The organism is Microbulbifer maximicatervae (SeqCode), assembly GCF_052468295.1.
Genome location: NZ_CP174340.1, coordinates 3765357 through 3788322 on the forward strand (window position 1 = coordinate 3765357; position 22966 = coordinate 3788322).

23 protein-coding genes are annotated in these 22966 nt (G+C 48.6%); 17 read left to right on the forward strand and 6 right to left on the reverse strand.

All coding sequences use genetic code 11. The features are described 5' to 3' along the window. Positions 1–10 precede the first annotated feature (10 nt). The 10 genes from ACJJIQ_RS16795 (at position 11) to mnhG (ending at position 8748) form a co-directional block, all read left to right on the forward strand. Positions 11–982 (forward strand): glutathione S-transferase family protein, encoded by a 972-nt coding sequence (locus ACJJIQ_RS16795; RefSeq protein WP_445362505.1) that lies wholly within the window; start codon positions 11–13, stop codon positions 980–982. 105 nt (positions 983–1087) lie between these two features. Further along, a complete protein-coding gene (locus ACJJIQ_RS16800; protein WP_445362506.1) occupies positions 1088–1990 on the forward strand; it encodes a LysR family transcriptional regulator in 903 nt (300 codons plus the stop codon). 102 nt (positions 1991–2092) lie between these two features. Then, positions 2093–2785: a pirin family protein gene (locus ACJJIQ_RS16805; RefSeq protein ID WP_445362507.1), complete on the forward strand. Its 693-nt coding sequence runs from the start codon at positions 2093–2095 to the stop codon at positions 2783–2785. A 219-nt stretch (positions 2786–3004) separates the two neighbouring features. Beyond that, positions 3005–5290, forward strand: coding sequence for a hydrogen gas-evolving membrane-bound hydrogenase subunit E (mbhE, locus tag ACJJIQ_RS16810; RefSeq protein ID WP_445362508.1), 2286 nt, complete (start codon positions 3005–3007; stop codon positions 5288–5290). Beyond that, positions 5287–5706 carry a Na+/H+ antiporter subunit B gene (locus tag ACJJIQ_RS16815; RefSeq protein ID WP_413663314.1) on the forward strand — a complete coding sequence of 140 codons (420 nt, stop codon included), beginning with the start codon at positions 5287–5289 and terminating at the stop codon, positions 5704–5706. Before mbhE ends, ACJJIQ_RS16815 begins: the two co-directional genes overlap by 4 nt. A gap of 1 nt (position 5707) precedes the next feature. Next, positions 5708–6082 (forward strand): Na+/H+ antiporter subunit C, encoded by a 375-nt coding sequence (locus ACJJIQ_RS16820; RefSeq protein ID WP_413663315.1) that lies wholly within the window; start codon positions 5708–5710, stop codon positions 6080–6082. Then, the gene (locus ACJJIQ_RS16825; protein WP_445362509.1) at positions 6079–7584 is read left to right on the forward strand and encodes a Na+/H+ antiporter subunit D; all 1506 of its coding nucleotides are present in this window, start codon (positions 6079–6081) and stop codon (positions 7582–7584) included. The genes ACJJIQ_RS16820 and ACJJIQ_RS16825 overlap by 4 nt, the downstream gene beginning before the upstream one ends. A gap of 21 nt (positions 7585–7605) precedes the next feature. Then, positions 7606–8079 (forward strand): Na+/H+ antiporter subunit E, encoded by a 474-nt coding sequence (locus tag ACJJIQ_RS16830; protein WP_413663317.1) that lies wholly within the window; start codon positions 7606–7608, stop codon positions 8077–8079. Continuing rightward, on the forward strand, positions 8079–8414 hold the full coding sequence (locus ACJJIQ_RS16835) for a cation:proton antiporter (RefSeq protein ID WP_444911519.1): 336 nt from the start codon (positions 8079–8081) through the stop codon (positions 8412–8414). The genes ACJJIQ_RS16830 and ACJJIQ_RS16835 overlap by 1 nt, the downstream gene beginning before the upstream one ends. Continuing rightward, complete coding sequence (gene mnhG / locus ACJJIQ_RS16840) at positions 8404–8748, forward strand: monovalent cation/H(+) antiporter subunit G (protein WP_413663319.1); 345 nt, start codon at positions 8404–8406, stop codon at positions 8746–8748. Before ACJJIQ_RS16835 ends, mnhG begins: the two co-directional genes overlap by 11 nt. Positions 8749–8751: 3 nt before the next feature. On the opposite strand, the gene ACJJIQ_RS16845 is transcribed toward mnhG, so the two are convergent. Genes ACJJIQ_RS16845 through ACJJIQ_RS16860 form a run of 4 tightly spaced genes read right to left on the reverse strand, consistent with a single transcriptional unit; the run spans position 8752 to position 11513 of the window. Then, positions 8752–9852, reverse strand: coding sequence for a 5-(carboxyamino)imidazole ribonucleotide synthase (locus tag ACJJIQ_RS16845; RefSeq protein WP_445362510.1), 1101 nt, complete (start codon positions 9850–9852; stop codon positions 8752–8754). Between the two features lie 12 nt (positions 9853–9864). Beyond that, positions 9865–10356, reverse strand: coding sequence for a 5-(carboxyamino)imidazole ribonucleotide mutase (purE, locus tag ACJJIQ_RS16850; RefSeq protein WP_282931253.1), 492 nt, complete (start codon positions 10354–10356; stop codon positions 9865–9867). A gap of 6 nt (positions 10357–10362) precedes the next feature. Further along, positions 10363–11292: a sodium-dependent bicarbonate transport family permease gene (locus ACJJIQ_RS16855; RefSeq protein WP_282931252.1), complete on the reverse strand. Its 930-nt coding sequence runs from the start codon at positions 11290–11292 to the stop codon at positions 10363–10365. A 2-nt stretch (positions 11293–11294) separates the two neighbouring features. Next, positions 11295–11513 (reverse strand): hypothetical protein, encoded by a 219-nt coding sequence (locus ACJJIQ_RS16860; protein ID WP_445362511.1) that lies wholly within the window; start codon positions 11511–11513, stop codon positions 11295–11297. A 113-nt stretch (positions 11514–11626) separates the two neighbouring features. On the opposite strand from ACJJIQ_RS16860, the gene ACJJIQ_RS16865 reads away from it, so the two are divergent. From ACJJIQ_RS16865 to ACJJIQ_RS16875, 3 genes are all read left to right on the forward strand, one after another. Then, on the forward strand, positions 11627–12556 hold the full coding sequence (locus ACJJIQ_RS16865; RefSeq protein ID WP_444896093.1) for a LysR family transcriptional regulator: 930 nt from the start codon (positions 11627–11629) through the stop codon (positions 12554–12556). A gap of 293 nt (positions 12557–12849) precedes the next feature. Next, entirely contained in the window at positions 12850–13644 is a 795-nt protein-coding gene (locus tag ACJJIQ_RS16870; RefSeq protein ID WP_445362512.1) for an OmpW/AlkL family protein, read from the forward strand. A 152-nt stretch (positions 13645–13796) separates the two neighbouring features. Beyond that, a complete protein-coding gene (locus tag ACJJIQ_RS16875; RefSeq protein ID WP_445362513.1) occupies positions 13797–16157 on the forward strand; it encodes an autotransporter family protein in 2361 nt (786 codons plus the stop codon). An 80-nt stretch (positions 16158–16237) separates the two neighbouring features. On the opposite strand, the gene ACJJIQ_RS16880 is transcribed toward ACJJIQ_RS16875, so the two are convergent. After that, positions 16238–17155: a glycosyltransferase family A protein gene (locus ACJJIQ_RS16880; protein ID WP_445362514.1), complete on the reverse strand. Its 918-nt coding sequence runs from the start codon at positions 17153–17155 to the stop codon at positions 16238–16240. Positions 17156–17366: 211 nt separating this feature from the next. After that, the gene (locus ACJJIQ_RS16885) at positions 17367–18269 is read right to left on the reverse strand and encodes a bile acid:sodium symporter family protein (RefSeq protein ID WP_445362515.1); all 903 of its coding nucleotides are present in this window, start codon (positions 18267–18269) and stop codon (positions 17367–17369) included. Positions 18270–18532: 263 nt separating this feature from the next. Here ACJJIQ_RS16885 and ACJJIQ_RS16890 point away from each other — a divergent pair, with 263 nt between their 5' ends. The 4 genes from ACJJIQ_RS16890 (at position 18533) to ACJJIQ_RS16905 (ending at position 22902) form a co-directional block, all read left to right on the forward strand. Beyond that, positions 18533–19486: a DUF1853 family protein gene (locus ACJJIQ_RS16890; RefSeq protein ID WP_445362516.1), complete on the forward strand. Its 954-nt coding sequence runs from the start codon at positions 18533–18535 to the stop codon at positions 19484–19486. 136 nt (positions 19487–19622) lie between these two features. Next, positions 19623–20180 carry a GbsR/MarR family transcriptional regulator gene (locus ACJJIQ_RS16895; RefSeq protein WP_282931244.1) on the forward strand — a complete coding sequence of 186 codons (558 nt, stop codon included), beginning with the start codon at positions 19623–19625 and terminating at the stop codon, positions 20178–20180. A 317-nt stretch (positions 20181–20497) separates the two neighbouring features. Then, positions 20498–21886, forward strand: coding sequence for a cytochrome ubiquinol oxidase subunit I (locus ACJJIQ_RS16900; protein WP_444896088.1), 1389 nt, complete (start codon positions 20498–20500; stop codon positions 21884–21886). Then, positions 21883–22902: a cytochrome d ubiquinol oxidase subunit II gene (locus ACJJIQ_RS16905; protein WP_445362517.1), complete on the forward strand. Its 1020-nt coding sequence runs from the start codon at positions 21883–21885 to the stop codon at positions 22900–22902. The genes ACJJIQ_RS16900 and ACJJIQ_RS16905 overlap by 4 nt, the downstream gene beginning before the upstream one ends. Positions 22903–22966: the final 64 nt, after the last annotated feature.

Consider the following 22966-nt stretch of genomic DNA (forward strand, 5'->3'; position numbering starts at 1 on the left):
GGAGTAAGACATGGGATTGTTAATTAATGGCCAGTGGCACGACCAGTGGTATGACACCAAGAATTCAGGTGGCGCATTTAAGCGAGAGGCTGCACAGTTACGCAACTGGATTACTGTCGATGGCAGTGCAGGGCCCAGTGGCATAGGTGGTTTTAAAGCTGAGTCTGGACGCTACCATCTATATGTATCCCTGGCCTGCCCCTGGGCTCATCGCACCTTGATTTTCCGCAAATTGAAAAAGCTGGAAGAACATATCAGCACTTCCGTTGTAAGCCCGGATATGCTTGAGCAGGGATGGAGCTTCAATACCGATGAGGGTAGTAGCGGTGATGCACTATTTGCTTATGACTTTATGCATCAAGTTTACACTCGCAATAAATCGGACTACTCCGGTCGCGTTACGGTCCCAGTACTTTGGGACAAACAGCAAAACTGCATTGTCAGCAATGAGTCATCCGAAATAATTCGCATGTTTAATAGTGCATTTAATGAAATTACCGGTGATACACAGGACTTTTATCCCAAAGACAAACAGAAAGATATCGAATCCATCAATCAGTTGGTCTATGAAAATATCAATAACGGGGTTTATCGCTGTGGTTTCGCGACGACTCAATCCGCTTATGAAGAGGCCTACCGAGACTTATTTGATGCCATGGATAAGGTAGAAGCAATATTAGGTAAGCAGCGGTATCTGGTAGGCGATAAGATCACTGAGGCAGATTGGCGACTATTCACAACTTTAATTCGCTTTGATTCCGTTTATCACGGCCATTTCAAGTGTAACCGGCAGCGTCTGGAAGACTTCTCCAACCTGCATAATTATGTCCGGGAGCTATACCAATGGCCCCAGGTCTCAGAGACAGTGAATTTCCACCATATTAAACGCCACTACTATTTTAGCCATAAATCCATCAACCCCAGCCAGGTGGTACCAGTGGGTCCGATGATCGATTACAACAGCCCCCACGATCGGGTATAAATGCCCTTGCCCCTCGCTTGGGGCAAGTATTTGGGGTTCTAGGCCGTACAGCTTTACCCTTGATGTTTATCCACAACTACCGGTATAAGAATCAGGGTTTACATAATGCAAAAAACCACCTTAGAACAATGGCGCATGTTTAAAGCTGTAGTAGATGCCGGTGGTTTTAATCAGGCTTCTGCGCGAGTCCATAAAAGCCAATCCAGTATTCACAATGCGGTTAGCAACCTGGAAACTGCTCTCGGAGTCAAGCTTTTTGAGGTATCTGGCCGCAAAGTGATACTCACGGAAGTTGGCAACCTCATGTTGCGCCGTGGCCAATACCTGCTGGATGAAGTCTCCCGTATCGAGGATATTGCCAAAACCCTTGGTGAAGGCGTGGAATCAGAACTGCGTATCGCTGTAGATGGCGCCTTCCCCCAAAGTGTGGTTTTTCAGGCACTGGAGAAAGTTTCGGCGAGATATCCCCAGGTGAATATCGATATTGTCGATACCGTATTGTCCGGTACCAATGAGTTGATCCAAGAAGGGCTTGTGGATTTAGGCCTTTCTGTCTTTCGTATGAAAAATGCTCTCAACGATGAAATTTGCCGTATAGAATTTGTCGCTGTCGCTCATAGAGATCATCCGCTACATCAATTAAATTTCGAACTGACGTACGAGAATCTGAAATTATATCGACAGATCATTGTGCGGGACTCAGCTATGCAGACAAACAGGGATTCAGGCTGGCTGGGAGCCGAACAGCGCTGGAAGGTAGGTAGTTTACGGGCCTCCTTGGATCTTATTGAACAGGGCCTCGGATTCGCCTGGCTACCCATCCCCCTAATTTCTAAGTTACTCAATGCTGGGACGCTTAAAAAGCTTAAGTTAAAAAACGGCAGCCTGCGCTCCACAAGTTTTTTCTTGAACTTTAAAGACCAGGATAAATTAGGCCCTGCCGCTAGAGAGTTTATTGGTGAGCTAAGATTACTGACCTTAGATATGCCAACCTCTGAAGAATCTTAAACATTCTATTAATACGAATAACCGATTCATTATTATCCAATATCTCCTATAACCACAGCAGCCTACCATAGCCATATTATTTTCACCGATAAGGAACCGGCTATGTACTACTTCAGACCATCAGGGGAACGGGGGCAAGCCCGTTTTGGTTGGCTACACAGCAAACACAGTTTTTCATTTGGGCACTATTATGACCCTAATCATCTGGGGTTTTCTGCGCTGCGAGTTATTAACGATGATACCGTAAAGCCTGGGGCAGGATTTGACACTCATGGTCATCAGAATATGGAAATTATTTCCTACATTCTGGAGGGTGCTATCGAACATTTAGATAGCGAGGGAAACCACTTTGTCGTTCCCGCCGGTGAGATTCAAAGAATGAGTGCAGGTAAAGGTATTACCCATTCAGAGTATAACCACTCAAAGACTAAAAATCTTAAATTCCTACAAATCTGGATTCAGCCTAACCGGAAAGATATTCAACCCAGCTATGAACAAAAGACAATTACTCAAACTGGGGCGCTAACTCCATTGGTAACTCCCGATGGACGCGATAACTCACTAATTATTCACCAGAATGCCAGCTTATTTCGCCTCCAACTACGCACCGGTGAGAATTTAAGGTTGGATACCCTTAAGCGCCCAGGATATCTTCATATCATCGCTGGTAATGCCGAACTCAATGGCAGCCACCTTCTCGTGGCGGGAGATGGCTTGGGAGTTTATCGGGAAAAAATAGAATTAACCGCTTCAGCAAATGATCTTATCGCACTATGGTTCGACTTGCCTCGATAATAGGCGATCTATCAACAGACTAATTCTGTTTGGGCTGTAAACCTGCTCTAAGATACCGCTTCTCGTAATAGGCATTAAACTCTATCTAACCGGCATGTTCATATTCACAAGCACAAGACTACTCACCCTAAAAGCGACAATCTCTGGTTTACACCTAAACTATTAACTTGGCAATGAATCACTGCTGTATATAGGCATCGAGTCACCAGGGATAAAATAATGGGATCAGCAGGCGACATGGAAAGTCGCAATGGCGATAAAAAAACGCCGGGAAGATGGATCTCCCTGCTTTCTCCGATTCCTCCGGCCATTATCGCCTTATCATTGCTTTTTCATCTGCCCGATATTTCCGCAGGTAGAGAGTTTTCTTTTGGCATTAGCTGGGTTCCAGAACTGGGGGTATCCCTACGCTTCTATATTGATGGCCTCAGCTTTTTATTTGCCTTATTAATCAGCGGTATTGGCTTTTTTATTACCATTTACGCCGCTGAGTATTTACGCGGCAATCCACTATTGCGACGTTTCTTCCTCTATCTCTATCTCTTTATGGTCGGAATGCTGGGTTTGGTATTGGCATCCGATCTCATTACTTTATTTGTGTTTTGGGAAGTGACGACAGTCGCGAGCTATCTCCTGATTGGCTTTAACCACTCCAGTGCTGTTGCACGACGCTCAGCATTGCAAGCCTTGCTGGTAACTGCCTTAGGGGGACTTTGCTTACTAACCGCTTTCCTATTAATGGGACAAATTGTCGATAGCTATGATCTTGAAGAGTTGTTAATAAAAGGAGAACAGATTAAATCCAGTTCACTGTATCTTCCTATCTTGATACTGGTACTTATCGGAGCATTCTCAAAGTCGGCACAGCTGCCCTTCCATTTTTGGTTGCCCAATGCCATGGCGGCTCCAACACCGGTGAGCGCATATCTACACTCCGCCACTATGGTCAAAGCCGGCATTTACCTTCTTGCGCGCCTACATCCGGTACTGGCTCACACTGAATACTGGGAGTGGATTTTAACCTGCACCGGTATTGCCACTGCCGCAGTAGCGGCATTGGCCGCCCTGCGTCAAACAGACCTGAAACTGGCCCTCGCTTATACCACCGTGATCGCTCTGGGCACTATCACCATGTTTCTGGGTTCTGATGCTTCAGCTGCCGTCGCCGCTGCAATTACTTTCTTGCTGGTTCACTCTTTTTATAAAGCCGCACTGTTTATGGTGGTGGGCATTATCGATCGGCAGACAGGTACTCGGGATTTAACCAAGCTTCATGGCCTGGCGAAGTTATTGCCCTTTGCTTTTATAGCTGCACTGGCTTCAGCCCTATCCATGGCCGGATTCCCACCGTTCCTTGGATTTATTGGTAAAGAACTTAAATATGAAGGTGCTCTGGCGGTAGCTTCAGAGCCCGCACTGGTGGGCACAGCAGCAATTTTTGCCAATGCGGTAACGGTGACAGTAGCCGGCATGGTAGCCATCAAACCCTTCTTTGGCCCTCGCCCCAAAGATGCCAGCCGTATTCGCTGGGCACCTCCCGGTTTGTGGATAAGCCCACTGGTTTTAAGTGCCTTCGGTCTCACATTTGGTTTGGCCCCGGATTTAGTCGGAGGCGGACTGGTAGAACCGGCACTGACAGCGATACTTGGCCTTCCGGAAACCATCGACTTAAAACTCTGGCACGGTATTAACATTCCGCTCCTGATGAGCATTCTTACTTTTGTGCTCGGGGTGATTATGTATGTCAATTTAAAACGTATGCGTGCCTGGCTAAACTGGGACTTTACCCATGCGCCAACTAGCGCCGATCTACTGTGGGATAAATCCTTAGAACTATTAAAAGCTTTTGCCGCACTGCAAACACGCATATTGCAAAATGGAATTATGCGTCGTTATCTCACAGTCATTTTTGTTACACTCTCGATGGCCCTTTTTTATGCCTTTGTTCATACCGGCCACTTCTCACTGGAATACACTGCGCCACGACTTAATTTAAAAGAGTGGGCAGCCATACTGCTGACGGTAGGAGGTACATTTACTGCGGGTTTTGCGCGTAAACCTCTGACCGCCATTTGCGCTCTCGGCGCTCTCGGTGTGGGTATCGCTCTAATTTATCTCTTCTTCGGTGCACCGGATGTGGCAATTACACAGATTCTGGTGGAAACACTCTACCTGGTATTAATTGCTGCGATTCTTCCACGTCTGCCCGTATTTACTCCCGGCAAGAAGGAAGGCTTTCGTCCCAGGGATGCATTGCTCGGTGCCACAGTTGGCCTTTTATTTACCATTAGCATTCTGGTGGTTCTGCAAACCCCATTCGAGAGCCCAGTGAGTGAATTTTACAAGGAAGCTGCTGTACCCGAGGCCCATGGGCGCAATATCGTCAATGTCATTCTGGTGGACTTCCGGGCCCTGGATACTTTCGGGGAGATTATTGTGGTGTTTACTGCGGCTGTCGCTGCGGTGACCTTACTCGGTCATCATTTAAGACGGGGCAAGCAGTGAATTCTATTATCCTACAGACAGCGACCCGTGTGTTGGTAGCCCTGATCTTGGTCTTCTCCATTTATATGCTGTTACGTGGACACAATTATCCCGGAGGCGGATTTATTGCTGGATTAATTGCCGCTTCTGCTTTTGCCCTGTTTGCCATGGCTTGGGGGATGGAGGCGGCACAAAGTGCTCTGCGCATACCTCCAGGAACTCTCGCCGCCTGGGGAGTTGTCATCGCCGGATTATCTGGGTTGATGGCTCTATTTTGGGGAGACGGCCCCTTTTCCGGGCAGTGGTTTGCCATTGTAGGTAGCAAAGAAAATGGCGGAATCATTATCAGCAATCTTTTATTTTTTGATATTGGGGTCTATCTGACAGTACTCGGAGCCGTTCTCACACTAATTTTTGCCTTGGAAGAGGCCAGCTGATATGGAAGCTCCCCTCGCCGTTGTCGTCGGCATCCTGATTGCTACCGGCGTCTACCTTATGCTGGCCCGCCACCTATTGCACTATCTGTTCGGCTTGGTACTGATTAGCAATGCCGCCAACTTGGCAATTTTCATCGCGGGGCGGTTGACACGCGCCTCACCACCGCTAGTACCCAAGGATCAGGAAGCCCCGCAAATTATTGTTGCCAATCCCCTACCCCAAGCCCTGATCCTAACCGCAATCGTAATTGGCTTCGGCCTGCTGGCCTTTGCCCTAGCCCTGATCGCCCAGGCTTACCGTGAGCTGGGTACATTAGATGTGGATAGCATGCGTATTGCCGAGCCTGTCAAACCCAAGAGGAAGAAGACCACTTGAGTTGGTTATTGGCCCTGCCATTCCTAATCCCTATCGCCACGGCGTTAATCACATTTCCCGCTCGAGGCCGTAGATACCTTTGCTCTGCCATTTCGATATTGGGATGCCTCACTGCCCTTTGCATTAACCTTTATATTCTTGTCCTGGTAGAAAGCCAGGGCCCTCAGGCTGGGCAAATGGGAGACTGGCAGGCTCCCTTCGGAATCACATTGGTCGCCGATCGGCTCAGTGCGGTAATGCTGTTGATCAGTGCCATCGTGGGTTTGTGTGTCTCTCTATTTGCCATTTCAGATATCAGTGAGAAACGGGTGAAACTTGGCTTTCACAGTTTCTTTCAACTGTTATTGGCCGGTGTTAGCGGTAGCTTTATCACCGGCGACCTATTTAATTTGTATGTGTGGTTTGAGGTGATGCTGATTGCCTCTTTCGCACTGCTGGTACTGGGGGGTGAAAAAATACAGCTGGACGGTGGCATCAAGTATGTAGCATTAAACCTTGTATCCACGCTGTTGATGCTGACCTCTATCGGGTTGCTTTATGGTCTCACCGGCACCCTTAATATGGCGCAGCTGCATATTTCTCTGGCCGAGGTACAAAATCCCGTCGCGATTTCAACATTGGCAGTTATTTTTATCTGCGCTTTTGGAATTAAGGCGGCAATATTTCCACTCTTTTTCTGGTTGCCCGCTTCATACCATGTTCCACCGGTCGCTGTAACCGCTGTCTTTGCCGGTCTTCTGACCAAAGTCGGCGTCTATGCGCTAATTCGCACCTTTACTTTAATATTTCCCAATGATTTGGATTTCACCCGGGATATTTTATTGGGAGCTGCATTACTCACCATGCTGACGGGTGTTTTGGGCGCAGCAGCACAGTACGAATTCCGCAAGATACTCGCATTCCATATCATCAGCCAGATTGGATTCCTGGTATTGGGATTAGCACTGAACAGCCCTTTAGCATTGGCCGGATCTGTGTTCTACATGGTCCACAATATTGTGGCAAAGACAAATTTATTCCTGATCAGCGGTACTGCCCAGCGCCTTACTGGTAGTTATGAGCTCAATGAAATTGGTGGTTTATATCGCGCCAGCCCACTTCTCTCTACTTTCTTTTTTATCGCCGCATTTAGCTTAGCGGGGTTCCCACCATTATCTGGGTTCTGGGCAAAATTGCTATTAGTCAAAGCAAGCCTCGACCAGGCCGCCTATATCGTCGCTGCCGTCGCACTGATTACCGGGGCGCTTACCCTATTTTCAATGAGTAAAATATGGGCAGAGGCATTCTGGAAGCCACACCCCCAGGAGCACTGCAAGAATTTATATAGCCTCAGCGGCGCAGAGCGCTTCCAGCGGCTGTTGCCAGTCGCATTATTGGCATTAATCACTTTGGCTTTGGGATTGGTTCCCGAGCCTTTTATCGAATACTCCCTGGGGGCTGCCGGAGAGTTATTGGAGCCTGATGATTACCTGAACGCCGTGTTACCAGGTACCACTCATTAACTTTGGGATGGATAAATAGAAATGCGTATTTTTCTATTAAATTTATTGCTCGCGATCAGTTGGTCGGCCCTGACCGGCAATGCCTCCATGGCAAATTTTTTCTTTGGTTTTCTGATCGGATTTCTGGCGCTGCGAGTCTCACCTATATTACCCGGGGCACAGACTTATTTTACCCGCTTGCCCCGTTTGGCTCATTTATTCTTTTTCTTTATCGAGGAGCTTGTTTTATCCAGCCTGCGTGCCGCCTACGAAGTCTTTTCGCCCCGCTTGCAAAGCCGGCCCCTGGTAGTACGACTACCCATGGAGAGGCTCGATAGAAACCAGATTTTTATTCTCACTAACTTAATTTCGCTGACACCGGGCACTATGGTATTGGATGTCACACCCAACAATGATGCCTTAATCGTACATACTATGTTTGTCAGTGATCCAGAAACCTTTCGCGAGGAGATTAGGGAGGGATTTGAGAAACGGGTTAAGGAGGCCGTTTCCTGATGTTTCTCACAATTATCGATATTCATTCGCCACTGGTCACAGTAGCAATCAATATTGCCTCCTTTCTATTGTTACTCGCCCTGGTGATGTGCTTCCTGCGTATCGCTTTGGGCCCCACCTTAGCAGACAGGGTTGTCGCCCTGGATGTTCTCAATATTTTGGCGGTAGCCTACTGTGCACTACTGGCAATTGCCTCGGGACAGCCCGTGTATCTGGACGCTGCCATCGCCCTGGCCCTGGTCGCATTTTTAGTGAGTGTGGCCTTTGCCCGTTTTATTGAAAAAAGCGGCTCGCGCACAGTCACCCACAGCCATAGGGATCGTGATGACATTTGATGAAATTTTTATCGCTTTGATAATTCTGGTGGGCAGTTTTTTTGGGTTCAGCGCCGCTTTGGGGTTGCTGCGAATGCCGGACTTTTACACTCGAATGAGTACATCGGGAAAAGGGGCTACGGTGTGTTGCGGATTATTGCTGGCGGGCGTAGCAATTCTTTTTAGTGACGCTCAGGTAACAGCCAGGGCCATTGCCGCCATTTTATTCTTATTACTTACAGTGCCAATCGGTGTCCATATGATTGCCCGGGCGGCTTATCGAGCCGGCACTCCCATGTGGCGGGGTACCGGCTACAAACTCAAGTTCAAGAACCCGATGCGCAATATTCAGTAAGCACTAAATCTTTTCGCCGTAAAGTTCTTCAATCATATTTTCGCTGCGCTGGCGCAGGTGCTCCATATCCGGGTCCTGTAAAATGACATGACCCATTTTGCGCCCAGGGCGAAGTGCTTTGCCGTACAGCCAAACACCATCGTTATCCTGCTTCGGAGCTACATCAACCCCCAACATATTGACCATCGCAACCGGCACCGGGCAGGCAGTATCGCCCAGGGGCATATCCAGTATCGCGCGAATATGATTGGCAAATTGGCTGGCCTCAGGGCCGACAAAGGTCCAGTGACCGCTGTTGTGAACTCGCGGTGCCACTTCGTTGACAATCAGGCCGCTCTCACTGACAAAACACTCAACGGCCAATACACCCACATAGTCCCAGTCCTTCAGCAGGGTCGCCAGGTAACCCTCTGCGGCCTTGAGCAGCTCCGGGTTGTCGTAGGGAGCGGTGGACAGCAGTAAGGTGCCGTTGCGGTGGCGGTTTTCCGTCAGCGGATAAGCTTTGATTTCACCGGATGCCGAACGAGCACCGATAATGGAGACTTCACAGGCGAAATTCACCCCAGCCTCAACCACACACTCCTGATCTCCAGCTTGGGGAATGGCAGCATCCAAGTCTGCAGCACTCTTCACACACCATTGGTTCTTGCCGTCGTAGCCATTTTCACAGCTCTTAATAAACGCCGGATATCCCAGTTGGTCGACCGCTTCCCGCAGCTCTTTTTCACCCTGTGCTGCTGCGAAAGGTGCAACAGGCAGTCCAGAGTCTGTGAGTGCTCGCTTCTCACGCAAGCGGTGCTGGGCCTTCTCTGTAATATGCGGGTCCGGATATACCGGACAGAAGGGCTGAAATGAGCGCAGCAAGTCCACACTCACTTGCTCCCTCTCACTGGTGATCACTTCCGGGCGTCCCAATGCCTGATACAAGGCCTCAGGGTCCTGTCCCGGTTCCATCTCCACGATAGTCCCCAGTCCCTTCACACAGTCGGTGTTTTCACCGGTCTCAGCCAGGAAACTGAACTCCGCTCCGAGGGGCTGCCCCTCTTGAGCCATCATCTGTGCCAACTGCCCACAGCCAATAATGGCAACTCGTCTCTTACTCACAACGATCTCCTATCACTCAACCGTGATCGGGACTTGCTCGGTCTGACGCTCACGCCAGGCGATCAGGCGCTTCTGCAATTCCGCATCAGCCAAAGACAACATCTGCGCAGCCATCAAACCTGCATTGTAGGCACCGGAAGCACCGACCGCCTGGGTTGCTACCGCCACACCGCGAGGCATCTGCACAATGGATAACAAGCTGTCCATACCCGTCATAAAGCGGCTCTCAACCGGCACTGCGATCACAGGCAGGGGAGTCAAAGCAGCGATCATACCCGGCAGGTGGGCGGAGCCGCCGGCGCCGGCAATAATCACTTCGGTACCGGATTCGTGGGCACGGCTGGCAAATTCAACCATGCGCTGGGGAGTTCTGTGGGCCGAAACCACAGCAGTAGCAAAGGGAACTTCGAGCTCTTCCAGAGGCTTAGTCGCGTTGCTCATGGTGGCCCAATCCGAGCGGGAACCCATTACGATAGTGACTTTTTCAAAGGGAATCGGCTTCACTTGCGATTAACTCCAATATTGAACGAGCGCCAGATAGACGGGAATCGCCACCAGCACATTGAAAGGAAAGGTAACTGCCAGGGACAAAGTGATGGACACACTAGCATTGGCCTGCGGCAGGGCAACGGACATAGCCGCAGGCACAGCGATATAAGAGGCACTGCTACCGAGCACCGCGAGCAGAAAGATACCACCAGGCGACAAACCCAACAAACTCCCCAAGATACCGCCAGCGGCACCGCCAATCAGCGGCATAAAAATGCCGAAGCTGAGCAGGAAAGCACCCTGCCCTCTAACATCGGCCAACCGCGCCGCAGCGACACGCCCCATTTCCAGCAGAAAGAGCGCCAATATGCCATGAAACAGGGTCCCAAACAAAGGCATTACTGAAGCGGTGCGCTCTCCAGCCCAGGCTCCGATAACAATTCCCCCCAGGAGCAACAGTACTCCCTGGTTGCAGGTGACCTCGTGAAACACCCGGCGCTTGCTCGAACTGCCCATCGATTGCCGTGCCAACAACATGCCGACAATGATTGCCGGGACTTCAAGAAGCGCTACAAACAGAGGGAAATACGCTTCGTATTCAATATTCTGTGACTGTAGCAGGGCTACAGCCACCGCGTAGGTGGCAACACTGACAGACCCATAGTGCGCCGCCGTTGCCGCCGCATCCACACGTGACCACTTGCCAATCCAGCGCAAGATAGGGAAAGCTACCAGGGGTAACAAAGCACCAAAAGCCACCACCGCCAGGGACTGGGGAACCAGGGTGGCAGCGGAATACGCACTTAAAGCAGCACCACCTTTTAGGCCGATGGCGATTAGCAGGAAGATAACGCAGCTCTGGTAAAGACCTTTGGGTAAACGCAGGTCACTGCGAACCAGCTGGGCAAAGGCGCCCAGCAGAAAGAAACCAACAACAATATCCAACTGCATCTCTATCGCTGTCCCCGGCGCTGTCTGGAGCGATTATTGGAGATCCGTATGCGTTTTGGGGTTTGCTGCGCCATCAGCCAGTAAATAGCATTGGCCAGAACCACCACTAGGCCTACAGCCATCAAGGGAACCCCGTTCATACCGGCAAGATTTACTGACAAGCCTGCACATAAAACTAACAAGCCGACAACCACGCCAAAGAAGAGTTGTGATCTCTGCATTGATAATGCCCCCACTGGTTATTGAAATTGCCGCATTATCGGAATTGCTATTGATAGATAAAAATAGATATTTATTATGTAAACTATAAACTCAAACCTATACAGGTGATTTTGTGCCCCTAACTCGTGCCCATGCCCGCATTGGAACCGTTCGACAACTGGAGATCCTGCTCTGTGTCTATGAGTTGGGCAATATCAGCGCCGCAGCCAGAAAACTGCACCTAACCCAGCCGAGCGTATCGATGCAACTGGCCAAACTCTCCGATGCGGTGGGTTTACCTCTGTATTACTCGGTGGGCAGGCAACTGCAATTTACGGAGGCCGGACAAACACTAGTAGAAAGTGCCCGGGAAATCCTGAAGAGTTACGAGTATCTGGACCTGAAACTGGCCCAATTGCGAGGGTTGGATACCGGCAGCCTACAACTGGCAGTAGTGACTACCGCCAAATACTTTATCCCTCACCTGATCGGGGAGTTTTATCAGCAGCATCCGCGACTGGATATCCACTTCAGGGTGGGCAACCGCCAACAGATCATTGATTACACTGGTGAGGATGAAGATGACTTCTACGTATTCAGCCATCCTCCAAAGAGCCAGGACCTGGAGCTGGTGGAGTTTCTACCCAACCGATTACTGGCTATAGCGCCTGAGAAGCACCCACTGGCCTCCCGCAAGAAAATCTCCCTGCAAGAATTTGCAGGATGTCAGTTCCTACATCGGGAAGAGGGCTCCGGTACACGCCATGCCATTGAACAGTTCCTGCGCAAACGCAATGTAGACCTCAAGCTCCGTATGACCATTGAGAGCAATGAAGCCATTAAGCACGCGGTTATGTCCGGTCTGGGGGTCTCTATATTGTCGGAGCATACCCTGGCATTTGGCGGGCGTGCAGGCTTGTCAATTCTCGATGTCGAAGAGCTTCCCATTGTCACCCACTGGTATTTAGCTCGACGCAAATCACGTCCACTATCACCAGCAGCACAGAAGTTCCTGGAATACGCCCGCAATCTGGAAAAAGTGCCCCTGGGTAATCTCCCGTAGCCCAGCCTTATCACTGGAAAAGAGGGAAAAAATACACTGCACCCAAGACTCGCAGTGGAAATTTCCCTGTAAACCCGATTAGACACTTATACCCCCAAAGGCACCAAGCGCATTATTCTTTCTCTCCTTATAAATTCCCTTCTCCCTGAAAACCTGGCTAGATAATTTAGGCCTCAAATTTTGAAAAATTCCCTGCGACCTTTTTCAGTCCTGCTACTTTTTGGGGTACTTGGCCCATGCACTGCCAATAAGTATCAACCAAAGCCACCTATGGCAGATAAGCAGTTTTGCCTGTGTCCGGATTTTCAGAGATGGATATCGAGATGACCGCAAAAGGAATTAATAAAGGAATTATTACTCTACTTTTCACTCTCTCAGCACTATCGACCCATGCCCAGGATGATTGGCGTGATATCGAATGGGGCGAATTTATTGTTCGTTTTGGCCTGACTTATGTCCAGCCAAACGATGAGGGCACAGCGCTTAAATATAGAGTTTTACAGCAATGGGATTTATACAACAGCAGTTGGCAAATCAACTCGACCCATGCTTGGCAAATATCGGGAGTGTGGCGGCCCAGCGATCGCTGGGGCATAGAATTAATGCATATTAATGGCGCCAGCTATGGTACAAAACTGGATAATTTCACCGGCAACCCTGGGCGAAACCAAATCCAGCTCGGCGACTTTAGCACTACAACGACAATGGTTTTCGGCAACTGGTACTTCTTAGATCCATCCTATCGCGCTCGCCCCTATATCGGTGCAGGAATCAATTACACCAATTTCCACACCGTTGAAATCAGCCGCCAGTTTAACGAATACCTGATAGATTCAGAGCTCTCGGTCGCACCGGGATCATTTAATATGGGGCACTCGTGGGATTGGGGGCTGCAAGCCGGCCTGGATTATATCTTTGATTTCCGCGACTGGAGATATCCTCTACTACTTAACGCATCCGCGATTTATTACCTGGCAGACACCGATGCCACTATCGACTTCCCCACTGAATTGGGCAGGGATCGCCTCTATGCCCATTTTGACTACAACCCCTGGATCATAAATTTCGGGGTGGGTATTAAATTTTAGTTATCGGAGCGATTTCATACAGTTGGGCGACAGCGAATACTCTTAAAATTTGAAGTTAAGTCATACTCGAGCTGCGTTGTCCCCAACTATAACTTCGCCGCTAAAAACTTAATCGGTATTACAACTATCTGGCACAATATAAAGGAATAACTGTGTCTCCCCAAAAAACTGGTTTCCAGCTTTCTTCTGTAGGATTCGTAAAAATATTCCTACTCATTATGACGGTTTCTGCACTGCTTATTTTTAGCCGCCATTCTCTAGCACAATGTACCCCCGGCAATAGTGGCACCACTGCCGCAGATGAAATCACCTGTGACGAAGACAATGACCCCGATGGTGCGGACATAGAAACTTATGCCGGCAACGATACCATCATTCTTAACGGTGGAACGGCGGAAAATGTACTTGCGGGAGAGGGAGATGACGAAATTACTATCACGGGAGGAATTGTTACCTTATTTGCCGACGGTGGCGCTGGCAACGATACGATAACTCTCGACGAGCGATCCAGTGATGTAGGGAATTATCTCGGGGGAGGAGGCATTCATGGAGGCGATGGAGATGACACCCTGATTCTACTCGATGGGCTGTCCTTTCACGTCTGGGGAGGAGAAGGAAACGATACCATCACCTTGGATGGAGGTTTCATTTTTAACTACCTGGATGGCGGAAACGGCGATGACTATATCTATTGGGATGAGGGCATCAGTAACGAAATTCGAGGCGGCTCCGGATCAGACACCCTACTGATAGATTCACACTCTTTCGATGGAGATGTCATACTGGATGGTGGTGATGATCTCAGTGCAGATGATGGTGAAGTCGACAATTTAATATTTAAATTGGATTACTCCGTTGATGGGACTCTTCTAAACAACTGGGAAAGAGTCGTTATCTGGGGTAGCTCCAAAATGACATTCACTGGGAGTTTAACTGTCGGAGGAGGTCTCGATTCAGAAGGAAATTCCCTCGGCCTGGATATTCGCTGGGGTGGGCAGGCATTTTTTGATAGCGACAGTTATGTAATTTCAGGAGATGTCTCCAATAGTGGAACCATTGATCTATCCAACAATAGGTTCAACACCCTCACCATAGCCAAAGACGATAATGGAAATTATGGGCAATACCGCTCTAATAATGGGCGCCTATGGGTAGACGCCGTCCTTGAAGATGATTTTTCACAGAGCGATCAACTAATTGTGGAAGGAGACAGCTCTGGCACCACCACTATCTCTGTCTTTAACCGCTCAGGTAAAGGAAAGCGGACAGAGGGCAATGGTATTAAGGTGGTTTCCGTCAAAGGCGAATCAAATGCACAATTCACTCTAGCAGGGGACTTTGTCAGTAAAGATGATCAGCAGGCAGTGATAGGTGGAGCCTATGCTTACACATTGCACCAGAACGGCGCAGGAGGAAGTGATGATGGCAGCTGGTATTTGCGTTCAACTGTGGATAACTCTTCAGTATTTCCTGAAGGCGGAATGATCCGCTGGCAACCTACTGCAGTACTCTACGAAGCCCTCCCGCAAATTCTCAGAACACTCAATATTCCCTCTTCACTACGCAGCCGCCTGGGAAATCGCTATTGGGTAGGTACAAGCTATTTGGACTTGGCCAGTAGCGAGTATAGCGATGCCCAAGAGCAGGCAATTGATAATCGTGGACTTTGGATCAGGAACTCTGCCCGGCATATTACCCTTGATCCCAGTGAGTCCAGTACCCGTGCAAACTGGAAGCAGACTTACTATCAAGTACAAGTGGGCTTTGATTTACCAATACAAGTCTCCGTATTTGGAAGCCAACTTATTGGCAGCGCCGCTTTGCACTACGGCGATTCAAATAACGATGTGAGTTCATTTTTTGGTGATGGCTCAATCGATGCGAGTAACTACGGTATCAGCGCATTTGTCACCTGGTATGGATTGGATGGCATTTTTATTGATAGTCAACTTAAGCTAAATTGGTTTGACTTTGAAATGGATGCCAAATCACTGCGCGAACTCAATAATAGCGATGAAGCATTTGGTTACGCCTTGTCTATCGAGGGCGGAAAGAGTTTTAAACTGCATGATTACTATTCCTGGACACCCCATGCGCAATTGATTTACACCTCGGAGGAAGCTAACAACTTGCAGGATATCTATGCAGTACAAGCTACAGATATCAATAACAATGGCTTCCTCTTACGTTTGGGAACCATCTTTGAAAAGCGCAAGAGCCAGCGTAAGAGCAGTCGCAATATGTACGGCTCAATTCCCCTGGAAAGGTTCTCTCTGTTCGCAACTCCGAGCCTTATTTACAATATCGACCAGAGGACTAATTTACTCGTATCGGAAACCCGACTCAGTCAAAAACCTGATACCTGGTACGGTGAATTGCGCTTGGGCGCGAGCTACGATGAGTGCGGTGATCACTGTTCTATCTATTCAGAAATTTATTACAGTAGCAGTTTGGAAAACCTGGGGAATAGTTTTTCTGGAGGCTTGGAATTAGGATTTCGTTATAAGTGGTAGCAGTTTGAGATTAAACTGAAAGCCAAATATCAACCTTAGAGTGCAACAACTACATTACCTATAGATTAAGCAGTGCCTATTCACTCTAACAGTAACTGAGATAAATTATATTCAGAGAATACTCTGCGTATTTTCTTATCATTACCACACTTTCCCTTTAAATTTTGTTTCTTCAAGCCGCTAGCCTGACACCCAGGGATTGTTAAAAACCTATCCCTCCAGAAACGAACATCTGGCACTCTTGCACAACGGACTCCTTGCCTCATACTCATGGCTTTAAGCCAGATATCATCCGCATTAGGACATAACTCCAAAAACTTATCTTTATTCAGAACATCGGGATGTAAAGAGCCGGGATAATATAAAACACCACCAACTCCAGTAGGAAAAACGCGATAAGAAGGTTTGATATTCATGTTGCACTTCCAATTTTCCCGCGTTGTCCTCCATTTATTGTAAGGCAATACATTACCTTTTTTATCAACACCTATCCTGTGAGCTCGATGACAGAAAATATGTGACGGGAACTTTAAATATGACTGATACAGCATATCGATGGTATCCATCGGGTAGAGGATATCGTCATCCACTGTGACTATCAGGCTATCAGGAAATTTTTGAAGCGTGTAATAATACTTTGTGTAAGGTCCTAGATCTTCATCAACAAATTCAACTCTCAACCCACGATCCACCTGCCTCATTAAAATATTAGGCAACATATAATCTGGAAATTCTTTGGTCGATAGCCAAAGTACAATTAAATCCGCTTTTAGCGACTGCTGAAATAAACTCTCGATACACAAATGGATATCATGGATTCGCTTTTCATAGCTAGTCAGAGAAACAACAATACTGTGTTTAGCCGCATTACCTACCCCAGAATCATTACCACTGAGGGCCGACTGCTCCAATATTCTCTTCCAGACCAGAGCATCTAATTTTAGGTTGTTGTTGATTGTATTTTTCTTGCTGCGCTTCGCCGTAAAACCCTTGAACATATTGACTTTACAATCTGAGGTTGAGACAACTCAATGCCTGGTTTTAGACATATACCTAAAAAGGACATTCAGTAATCCGTGGCCGCACATTAGAATTATTGAAATTCATAGTGCAGTAACAGAAATTGGTATAGGCGAGCTCAATTTTCCAAGATCGACCACACCCTCAATAGTAAAGGTATGGTCTAGTTTTCGGTAAATGCAACATTTACTACCCTACTTCACCTGCTCCTTCCGTCTCAGAGGCCAGTTTTTTCGTTGCACCACGGCGACCATATAACGCCAAAAGAACGCCAGATGGGAACATCAATACACCGTAAACTGCTGAGGGCACGGACATCTCACTCGAGTGTAAGAGCGTGAGGGTTACCATCATTCCGATGGTACTGTTTTTAATACCGAGTTCCGTTGCAACCGCAACCCCCTCCCGCTTTGGCAGGCCAGCAACCCGGCTGATAAGAAGCCCCAATAGCACACCACAGAGATTCAATAGAATGACCGAGGGGCCAGCTTGAACCATCAAGTCTGCAAGGCGATCGCGAATTCCCCAGATAAGGCCTGCTACCAGTGCAAGCAATACAACCCCGCCAAAAATACTGACTATTCCCTCTGCGCGGCGAGCCAGGTGCGGTCTCCAGGCGCGAAATAGCATCCCTACCACAACAGGCAAGAGGACAATACTGGATAACATCACCACTGTACTGGCGAATGGCAGAGTTATAGTCTGGTCAGCGCCGAAATAAGTTCGAAGCGCATAATTTGCGAAAAGCGGTAAACTGGCAATTGTAATCAGGCTGGCAGAAACTGTTAATACAATAGAAAGCGCCACGTTGCCGCGAGCCATCAAGGTAAACAGGTTCGATGTTGTGCCTCCCGGACAGGCGGCAATAATGACTAGGCCAACAGCAATGGCCGGTGGTAGATTTAATCCCCAGCAGAGGCCAATTGCTATAGCTGGCATCAGGAGAATTTGGGTAAAAGTTCCGATAATAAGGCCAATGGGCTTTACCGTTACCTGATGGAAATCCCTGGCAGTTAGGGTCATCCCTATTCCCACCATGATGATAAACAGCGAGATAGGCAAGCCGATCGAAATAAGAGGACCTGATTCCATGATTTTCTCCAGTATCAGTCACTGTAAGAAAAATACCCGACCAAAATCAACTCCCAGAATAAAGCTGGCACTGGAGATGGATAACGAAATCAAGGCAGAAACTCCACTGCCAGGCGACTTATTTCGACATCGGTAATTCGCTGATTTTTTTGGTGCTCGGATCGATTCTTATAAGTGTAATTATTATTTTTAGTTCAGATGGTAAAGCAATCATAGGTGACTTCACCAATCTGTCTTGTATTTTAGCAATATACAGAAGTTTAATGACTCAGGAAACGATACAGAAGGCCATGATTTCCTCCCTGAAAAGCGGACAGGTAGATAATTGGGACAACTTAATGTGGTCCGTGGGAAGTTCGGATATTCCCACTAGCGAGGACTCCGTTACAGCTTTTAGTGCAGCTAACCAACTCCCCTGGCTTCTACCCACGCGACGAAAGTCCCTATTGGAATACTTCTCCTGCCCGAAAGTAAAAAATGCACTTTCCCCTGAACTGGATAATTACCTGCACGAACTCAACCTCAACAAACCCAATAACCGCTTGGGCACTTACTTTGAAAGGCTCTGGTCATTTGCCTTTGACAAACACCCCGACTACCAGCTGCTCTACCAAAACCTCCCTCTAAGGTCTGGCGGCAAGACACTGGGGGAACTCGACTTCGTCGTGCAACACCTGCCCAGCAATCAGTGTGAACACTGGGAGATTGCCGTAAAATTTTATCTCCAGGTTACCGATATCCATTGGGTAGGGCCCGGAATCAAGGACCGACTGGATATCAAACTGGCAAGAATGGCAGATCATCAACTGCCACTGATTGAAATGCCGGCAGTTCAATCAATGCTGAAAGAGCACGGCCTAGAGATAGATCGCCAGTGGGCGCTAATGCCCGGGAGACTATTCAAACCGCTGGATACACTTCGCCGGCCCTCCAGTCATGATCTTTGGTGGGTATCGTTATCTGAGTTTCGGTCATTCTCCCTGAGCCAGGTAAACCGCAGTACTCTCGAGTGGCTGGCGCTCCCCAAGCAAACCTGGCTGGCGCCTCAGAGCAGCACCACCGGCATGACTGCCGATCAATTGCTAGAAGCGCTGCTGCCCGAAAGTTTTACCCACCCCCTGTGCATCGCCGCCGTCGATAAAAATGGCGAAGCCTGCAGAGGCTTTATCGTGCCCGACAACTGGTACCAAAGAGCCAAAAGTAGCTTGAGCATATAACCCCGGCTGCGCCAGCCTCTCCCCAGATCAGAATCAGGAAGCCTCTCACTGGCCTCACATTATTTTCTAAATTGGTGATTGACATAGATCAATTTACATTTACAATTTTCAGAAATTTCTGAAACTTAAGAAGTAAATGAAACTATCGAGTCAAGCCCAGGCATTCGTACTGCACTTTGGTGAAATGGGTAGCCGCTGGGGATTCAATCGCACGGTGGGACAAATGTTTGCCCTACTCACCATTCATCCCACGCCACTCAATGCCGAGCAATTGGCCCAGGCACTGAAGATCAGTCGTGGCAATGTCAGTATGGGGCTCAAAGAGCTACAGGCCTGGCGCTTGGTAGAGCTGCATCATCAACCGGGCGATCGCAAAGATTATTTCACTGCAGCTGGATCAATCTGGGACCTCGCTCGCACTGTCTTCGAGGAGCGCCGCAAGCGAGAGCTCGACCCTACATTAAGTCTGCTTCGCCAGCTGCTGCTCAATGAACCCCAAGATGAGCTGGATGCCCAGGCACAGGAAAAAATCCAGGAAGTTTACAGCTTGCTGGAGCTACTCGAAGAATTTGCCAACACACTCAGCAAGCTAGAACACCAGGACCTGCTTAAATTGATGAAGCTAGGCTCCGGTATCGTCAAGCTACTGGAACTCAAAAGTAAGATGACAGGTGGACAGAACACCTCAAACTAGCGAAAAAAACGCTAGCACGAGGAATATACCGCTGCACTCAAAGCGAAATAACACTTTCATCTGAAGCACTTATTCCGGGGAGAAACCCATAGGGCCAAATCCATGGCTAAAAGCCCCGGCATATTTTTAATCCAGCAGCCCATAGTGCTGGATTAAAAACGGCACAAGGCCGTGCCGCTGCCGATCCAAAGTCGGCTCCTGCAGGATTGTATACGCGGGAACACACACCTGCCTCTATATTTTCTTGCAGTGCCGATTAGCACAGGAGGTGCTAATCGGCTCACTGGTTCAAAGATCTCAGACCAGCAGAGGCTCTCATGCTAGATACCCTGATCCTTTCCAGGATACAGTTTGCCGCAAATATCAGCTTTCATATTCTATTTCCAACAATCACCATCGCACTCGCGTGGATCGTTTTCTTTTTTAAATTACGCTACGACCAAACTAATAATCCGGTCTGGATGCGCGCATATCGTTTTTGGGTAAAAGTCTTTGCCCTGACATTTGCTCTCGGCGTAGTGAGTGGCATCACCATGTCATTCCAGTTCGGAACAAACTGGCCCGGCTTTATGGCCCAAGTCGGCAATATCGCCGGCCCGCTTCTCGGATACGAAGTACTTACTGCATTCTTTCTCGAAGCAACCTTTCTCGGCATTATGTTGTTTGGCATTAATAAGGTGCCAAGCAAAATACATACTTTATCTGCCTTTATTGTGGCAACAGGGACCACTCTATCCGCTTTTTGGATTATTGCTCTCAACTCCTGGATGCAAACACCTGCCGGATTCGATTTACGGGATGGGGTCGCCTACCCGGCAAGCTGGATGGAAATTATCTTTAACGCCTCTTTCCCCTACCGACTTACACATATGCTGCTGGCTTCGGGTCTGACGGCATCTTTCTTTGTTGCGGGGATTTCCGCTTATCGGATTCTTAAAGGAGACCCCAAACGCGCGCCCCGGCTCGCCCTTAAAACAGGACTGATTCTCGCTGCCATCTTTATTCCGATTCAAATCTATGTGGGTGACTTACACGGACTCAACACTTTTGAGCACCAGCCGCAAAAAGTCGCCGCAATGGAGGGGGTCTGGGAAACAGAGCGCGGCGCACCCCTACTGTTATTTGCGATACCCGACGGAGAAGAGAAAACCAACCATTTGGCGATCGGCATTCCCAAGATGGCCAGCCTTATCCTTACCCATGAGTGGGATGGTGAGATCAAGGGAATTAATGAATTCCCCGATAATCACCCACCGGTAGCCCCCGTATTTTTCGCCTTCCGCATTATGGTCGGCATAGGAATATTGATGCTGCTAACCGCTTGGGGAGGGGTCTATCTATTGCGTAAAGGTGAGCTGCCTCGCTGGATGCTCAAAACCCTGGTCGCGATGACATTCTCCGGCTGGATAGCCACTTTGGCCGGTTGGTATGTCACAGAAATTGGACGCCAACCCTGGCTCGTAACAGGAGTACTGAAAACCGCCGACGCTGTTACTCCAGTACCACCTTCTCATGTCGGTTTTTCCCTAACCCTTTATCTGGTTGTCTACGTGATATTGCTCTATGCGTACATAAGAACCCTGAAAGTGATGGCCCTGAAGTCTGTAAAAGTCGAGGAGTTTGAAACTCAGGAACTATTCGCCGGCACTAGCTTAACCAACCGTCCAAAAGATACCGAGAAAAATGACAAGGGAGAAGGCAAATGACCGGTAGCGCTTCTGCAGCGGCCTATTGGCTGCCTGTCGCCTTTGTCGCCCTTATGGGCCTGGCGGTAATAGTCTACGCAATTCTGGATGGCTACGATCTTGGGGTGGGCATTTTGCTCCCCATGGGAGAAGAGGAGGAATCGCAGCGGGATACCATGATCGCATCCATTGGCCCCTTTTGGGATGCTAACGAAACCTGGCTGGTGCTGGCAATCGGTTTGCTCCTGATTGCATTCCCAATCGCACACAACCTGGTGTTAATGCATCTATATATACCAGCTGCGATTATGCTGGTCGGGCTAATCATGCGAGGAGTGGCATTCGACTTTCGTGCAAAAGCTGCCATCGACAAAAAGCTAACCTGGGATCGAACCTTTAAAGCGGGATCTATTATTACCAGCCTTGCGCAGGGGTACATGCTGGGGCAGTACGTGATTGGCTTTAAGCCCGACTGGTCTGCACAGCTTTTTTCAGCGCTCAGTGCTCTGGGAGTTACCGCCGCATATGCCTATATTGGCGGCGCCTGGCTGGTTCTTAAAACCGAGTCGGAGCTGCAAAAACGAGCGACCACTTGGACCCGTTACGCAGGGCGGGCCACCCTGCTTGGGGTGGTTGCAGTATCGGCCATCAATCCACTGGTAAACCCAACCGTATTTGACCGATGGTTTACCTACCCTCTGGTTATGTTTGTACTACTCGTACCCACCCTGTGCTTTATCGCCTTTGTCTCCAATGATGTTCTGCTGGAGAGAATGCCTAAGCCTGCAGACAGACATAAAGCGGTTCCTTTTTTCACGGTCGTCGTTATTTTCCTGATGTGCTTTATCGGCCTGGCCTTCAGCTTTTTCCCTGATATTGTTCCCGGCGAACTAAATATTTGGCAGGCAGCCAGTGCCACCGCCTCATTAAAATTTATTCTTGTGGGTGCGGTAATAGTAGTTCCCGTCATCCTCGCCTATACCGTTTTCTCTTATTACGTCTTCCGAGGAAAGGCGACAGAGCTACATTATCACTAGCTGCATTTCCATTCGGCTGGCAGAAATACCTGCTAGCCGAATTTAATTAATTAAGGTGGAACTA

Coding starts and splice junctions, on each gene's coding strand:
- ACJJIQ_RS16795 (WP_445362505.1), top strand. CDS start 11: ATGGGATTGTTAATTAATGGCCAGTGGCACGACCAGTGGTATGACACC.
- ACJJIQ_RS16800 (WP_445362506.1), top strand. CDS start 1,088: ATGCAAAAAACCACCTTAGAACAATGGCGCATGTTTAAAGCTGTAGTA.
- ACJJIQ_RS16805 (WP_445362507.1), top strand. CDS start 2,093: ATGTACTACTTCAGACCATCAGGGGAACGGGGGCAAGCCCGTTTTGGT.
- mbhE (WP_445362508.1), top strand. CDS start 3,005: ATGGGATCAGCAGGCGACATGGAAAGTCGCAATGGCGATAAAAAAACG.
- ACJJIQ_RS16820 (WP_413663315.1), top strand. CDS start 5,708: ATGGAAGCTCCCCTCGCCGTTGTCGTCGGCATCCTGATTGCTACCGGC.
- ACJJIQ_RS16830 (WP_413663317.1), top strand. CDS start 7,606: ATGCGTATTTTTCTATTAAATTTATTGCTCGCGATCAGTTGGTCGGCC.
- ACJJIQ_RS16835 (WP_444911519.1), top strand. CDS start 8,079: ATGTTTCTCACAATTATCGATATTCATTCGCCACTGGTCACAGTAGCA.
- mnhG (WP_413663319.1), top strand. CDS start 8,404: ATGACATTTGATGAAATTTTTATCGCTTTGATAATTCTGGTGGGCAGT.
- ACJJIQ_RS16855 (WP_282931252.1), bottom strand. CDS start 11,292: ATGCAGTTGGATATTGTTGTTGGTTTCTTTCTGCTGGGCGCCTTTGCC.
- ACJJIQ_RS16860 (WP_445362511.1), bottom strand. CDS start 11,513: ATGCAGAGATCACAACTCTTCTTTGGCGTGGTTGTCGGCTTGTTAGTT.
- ACJJIQ_RS16880 (WP_445362514.1), bottom strand. CDS start 17,155: ATGTTCAAGGGTTTTACGGCGAAGCGCAGCAAGAAAAATACAATCAAC.
- ACJJIQ_RS16885 (WP_445362515.1), bottom strand. CDS start 18,269: ATGGAATCAGGTCCTCTTATTTCGATCGGCTTGCCTATCTCGCTGTTT.
- ACJJIQ_RS16890 (WP_445362516.1), top strand. CDS start 18,533: ATGACTCAGGAAACGATACAGAAGGCCATGATTTCCTCCCTGAAAAGC.
- ACJJIQ_RS16895 (WP_282931244.1), top strand. CDS start 19,623: ATGAAACTATCGAGTCAAGCCCAGGCATTCGTACTGCACTTTGGTGAA.
- ACJJIQ_RS16900 (WP_444896088.1), top strand. CDS start 20,498: ATGCTAGATACCCTGATCCTTTCCAGGATACAGTTTGCCGCAAATATC.
- ACJJIQ_RS16905 (WP_445362517.1), top strand. CDS start 21,883: ATGACCGGTAGCGCTTCTGCAGCGGCCTATTGGCTGCCTGTCGCCTTT.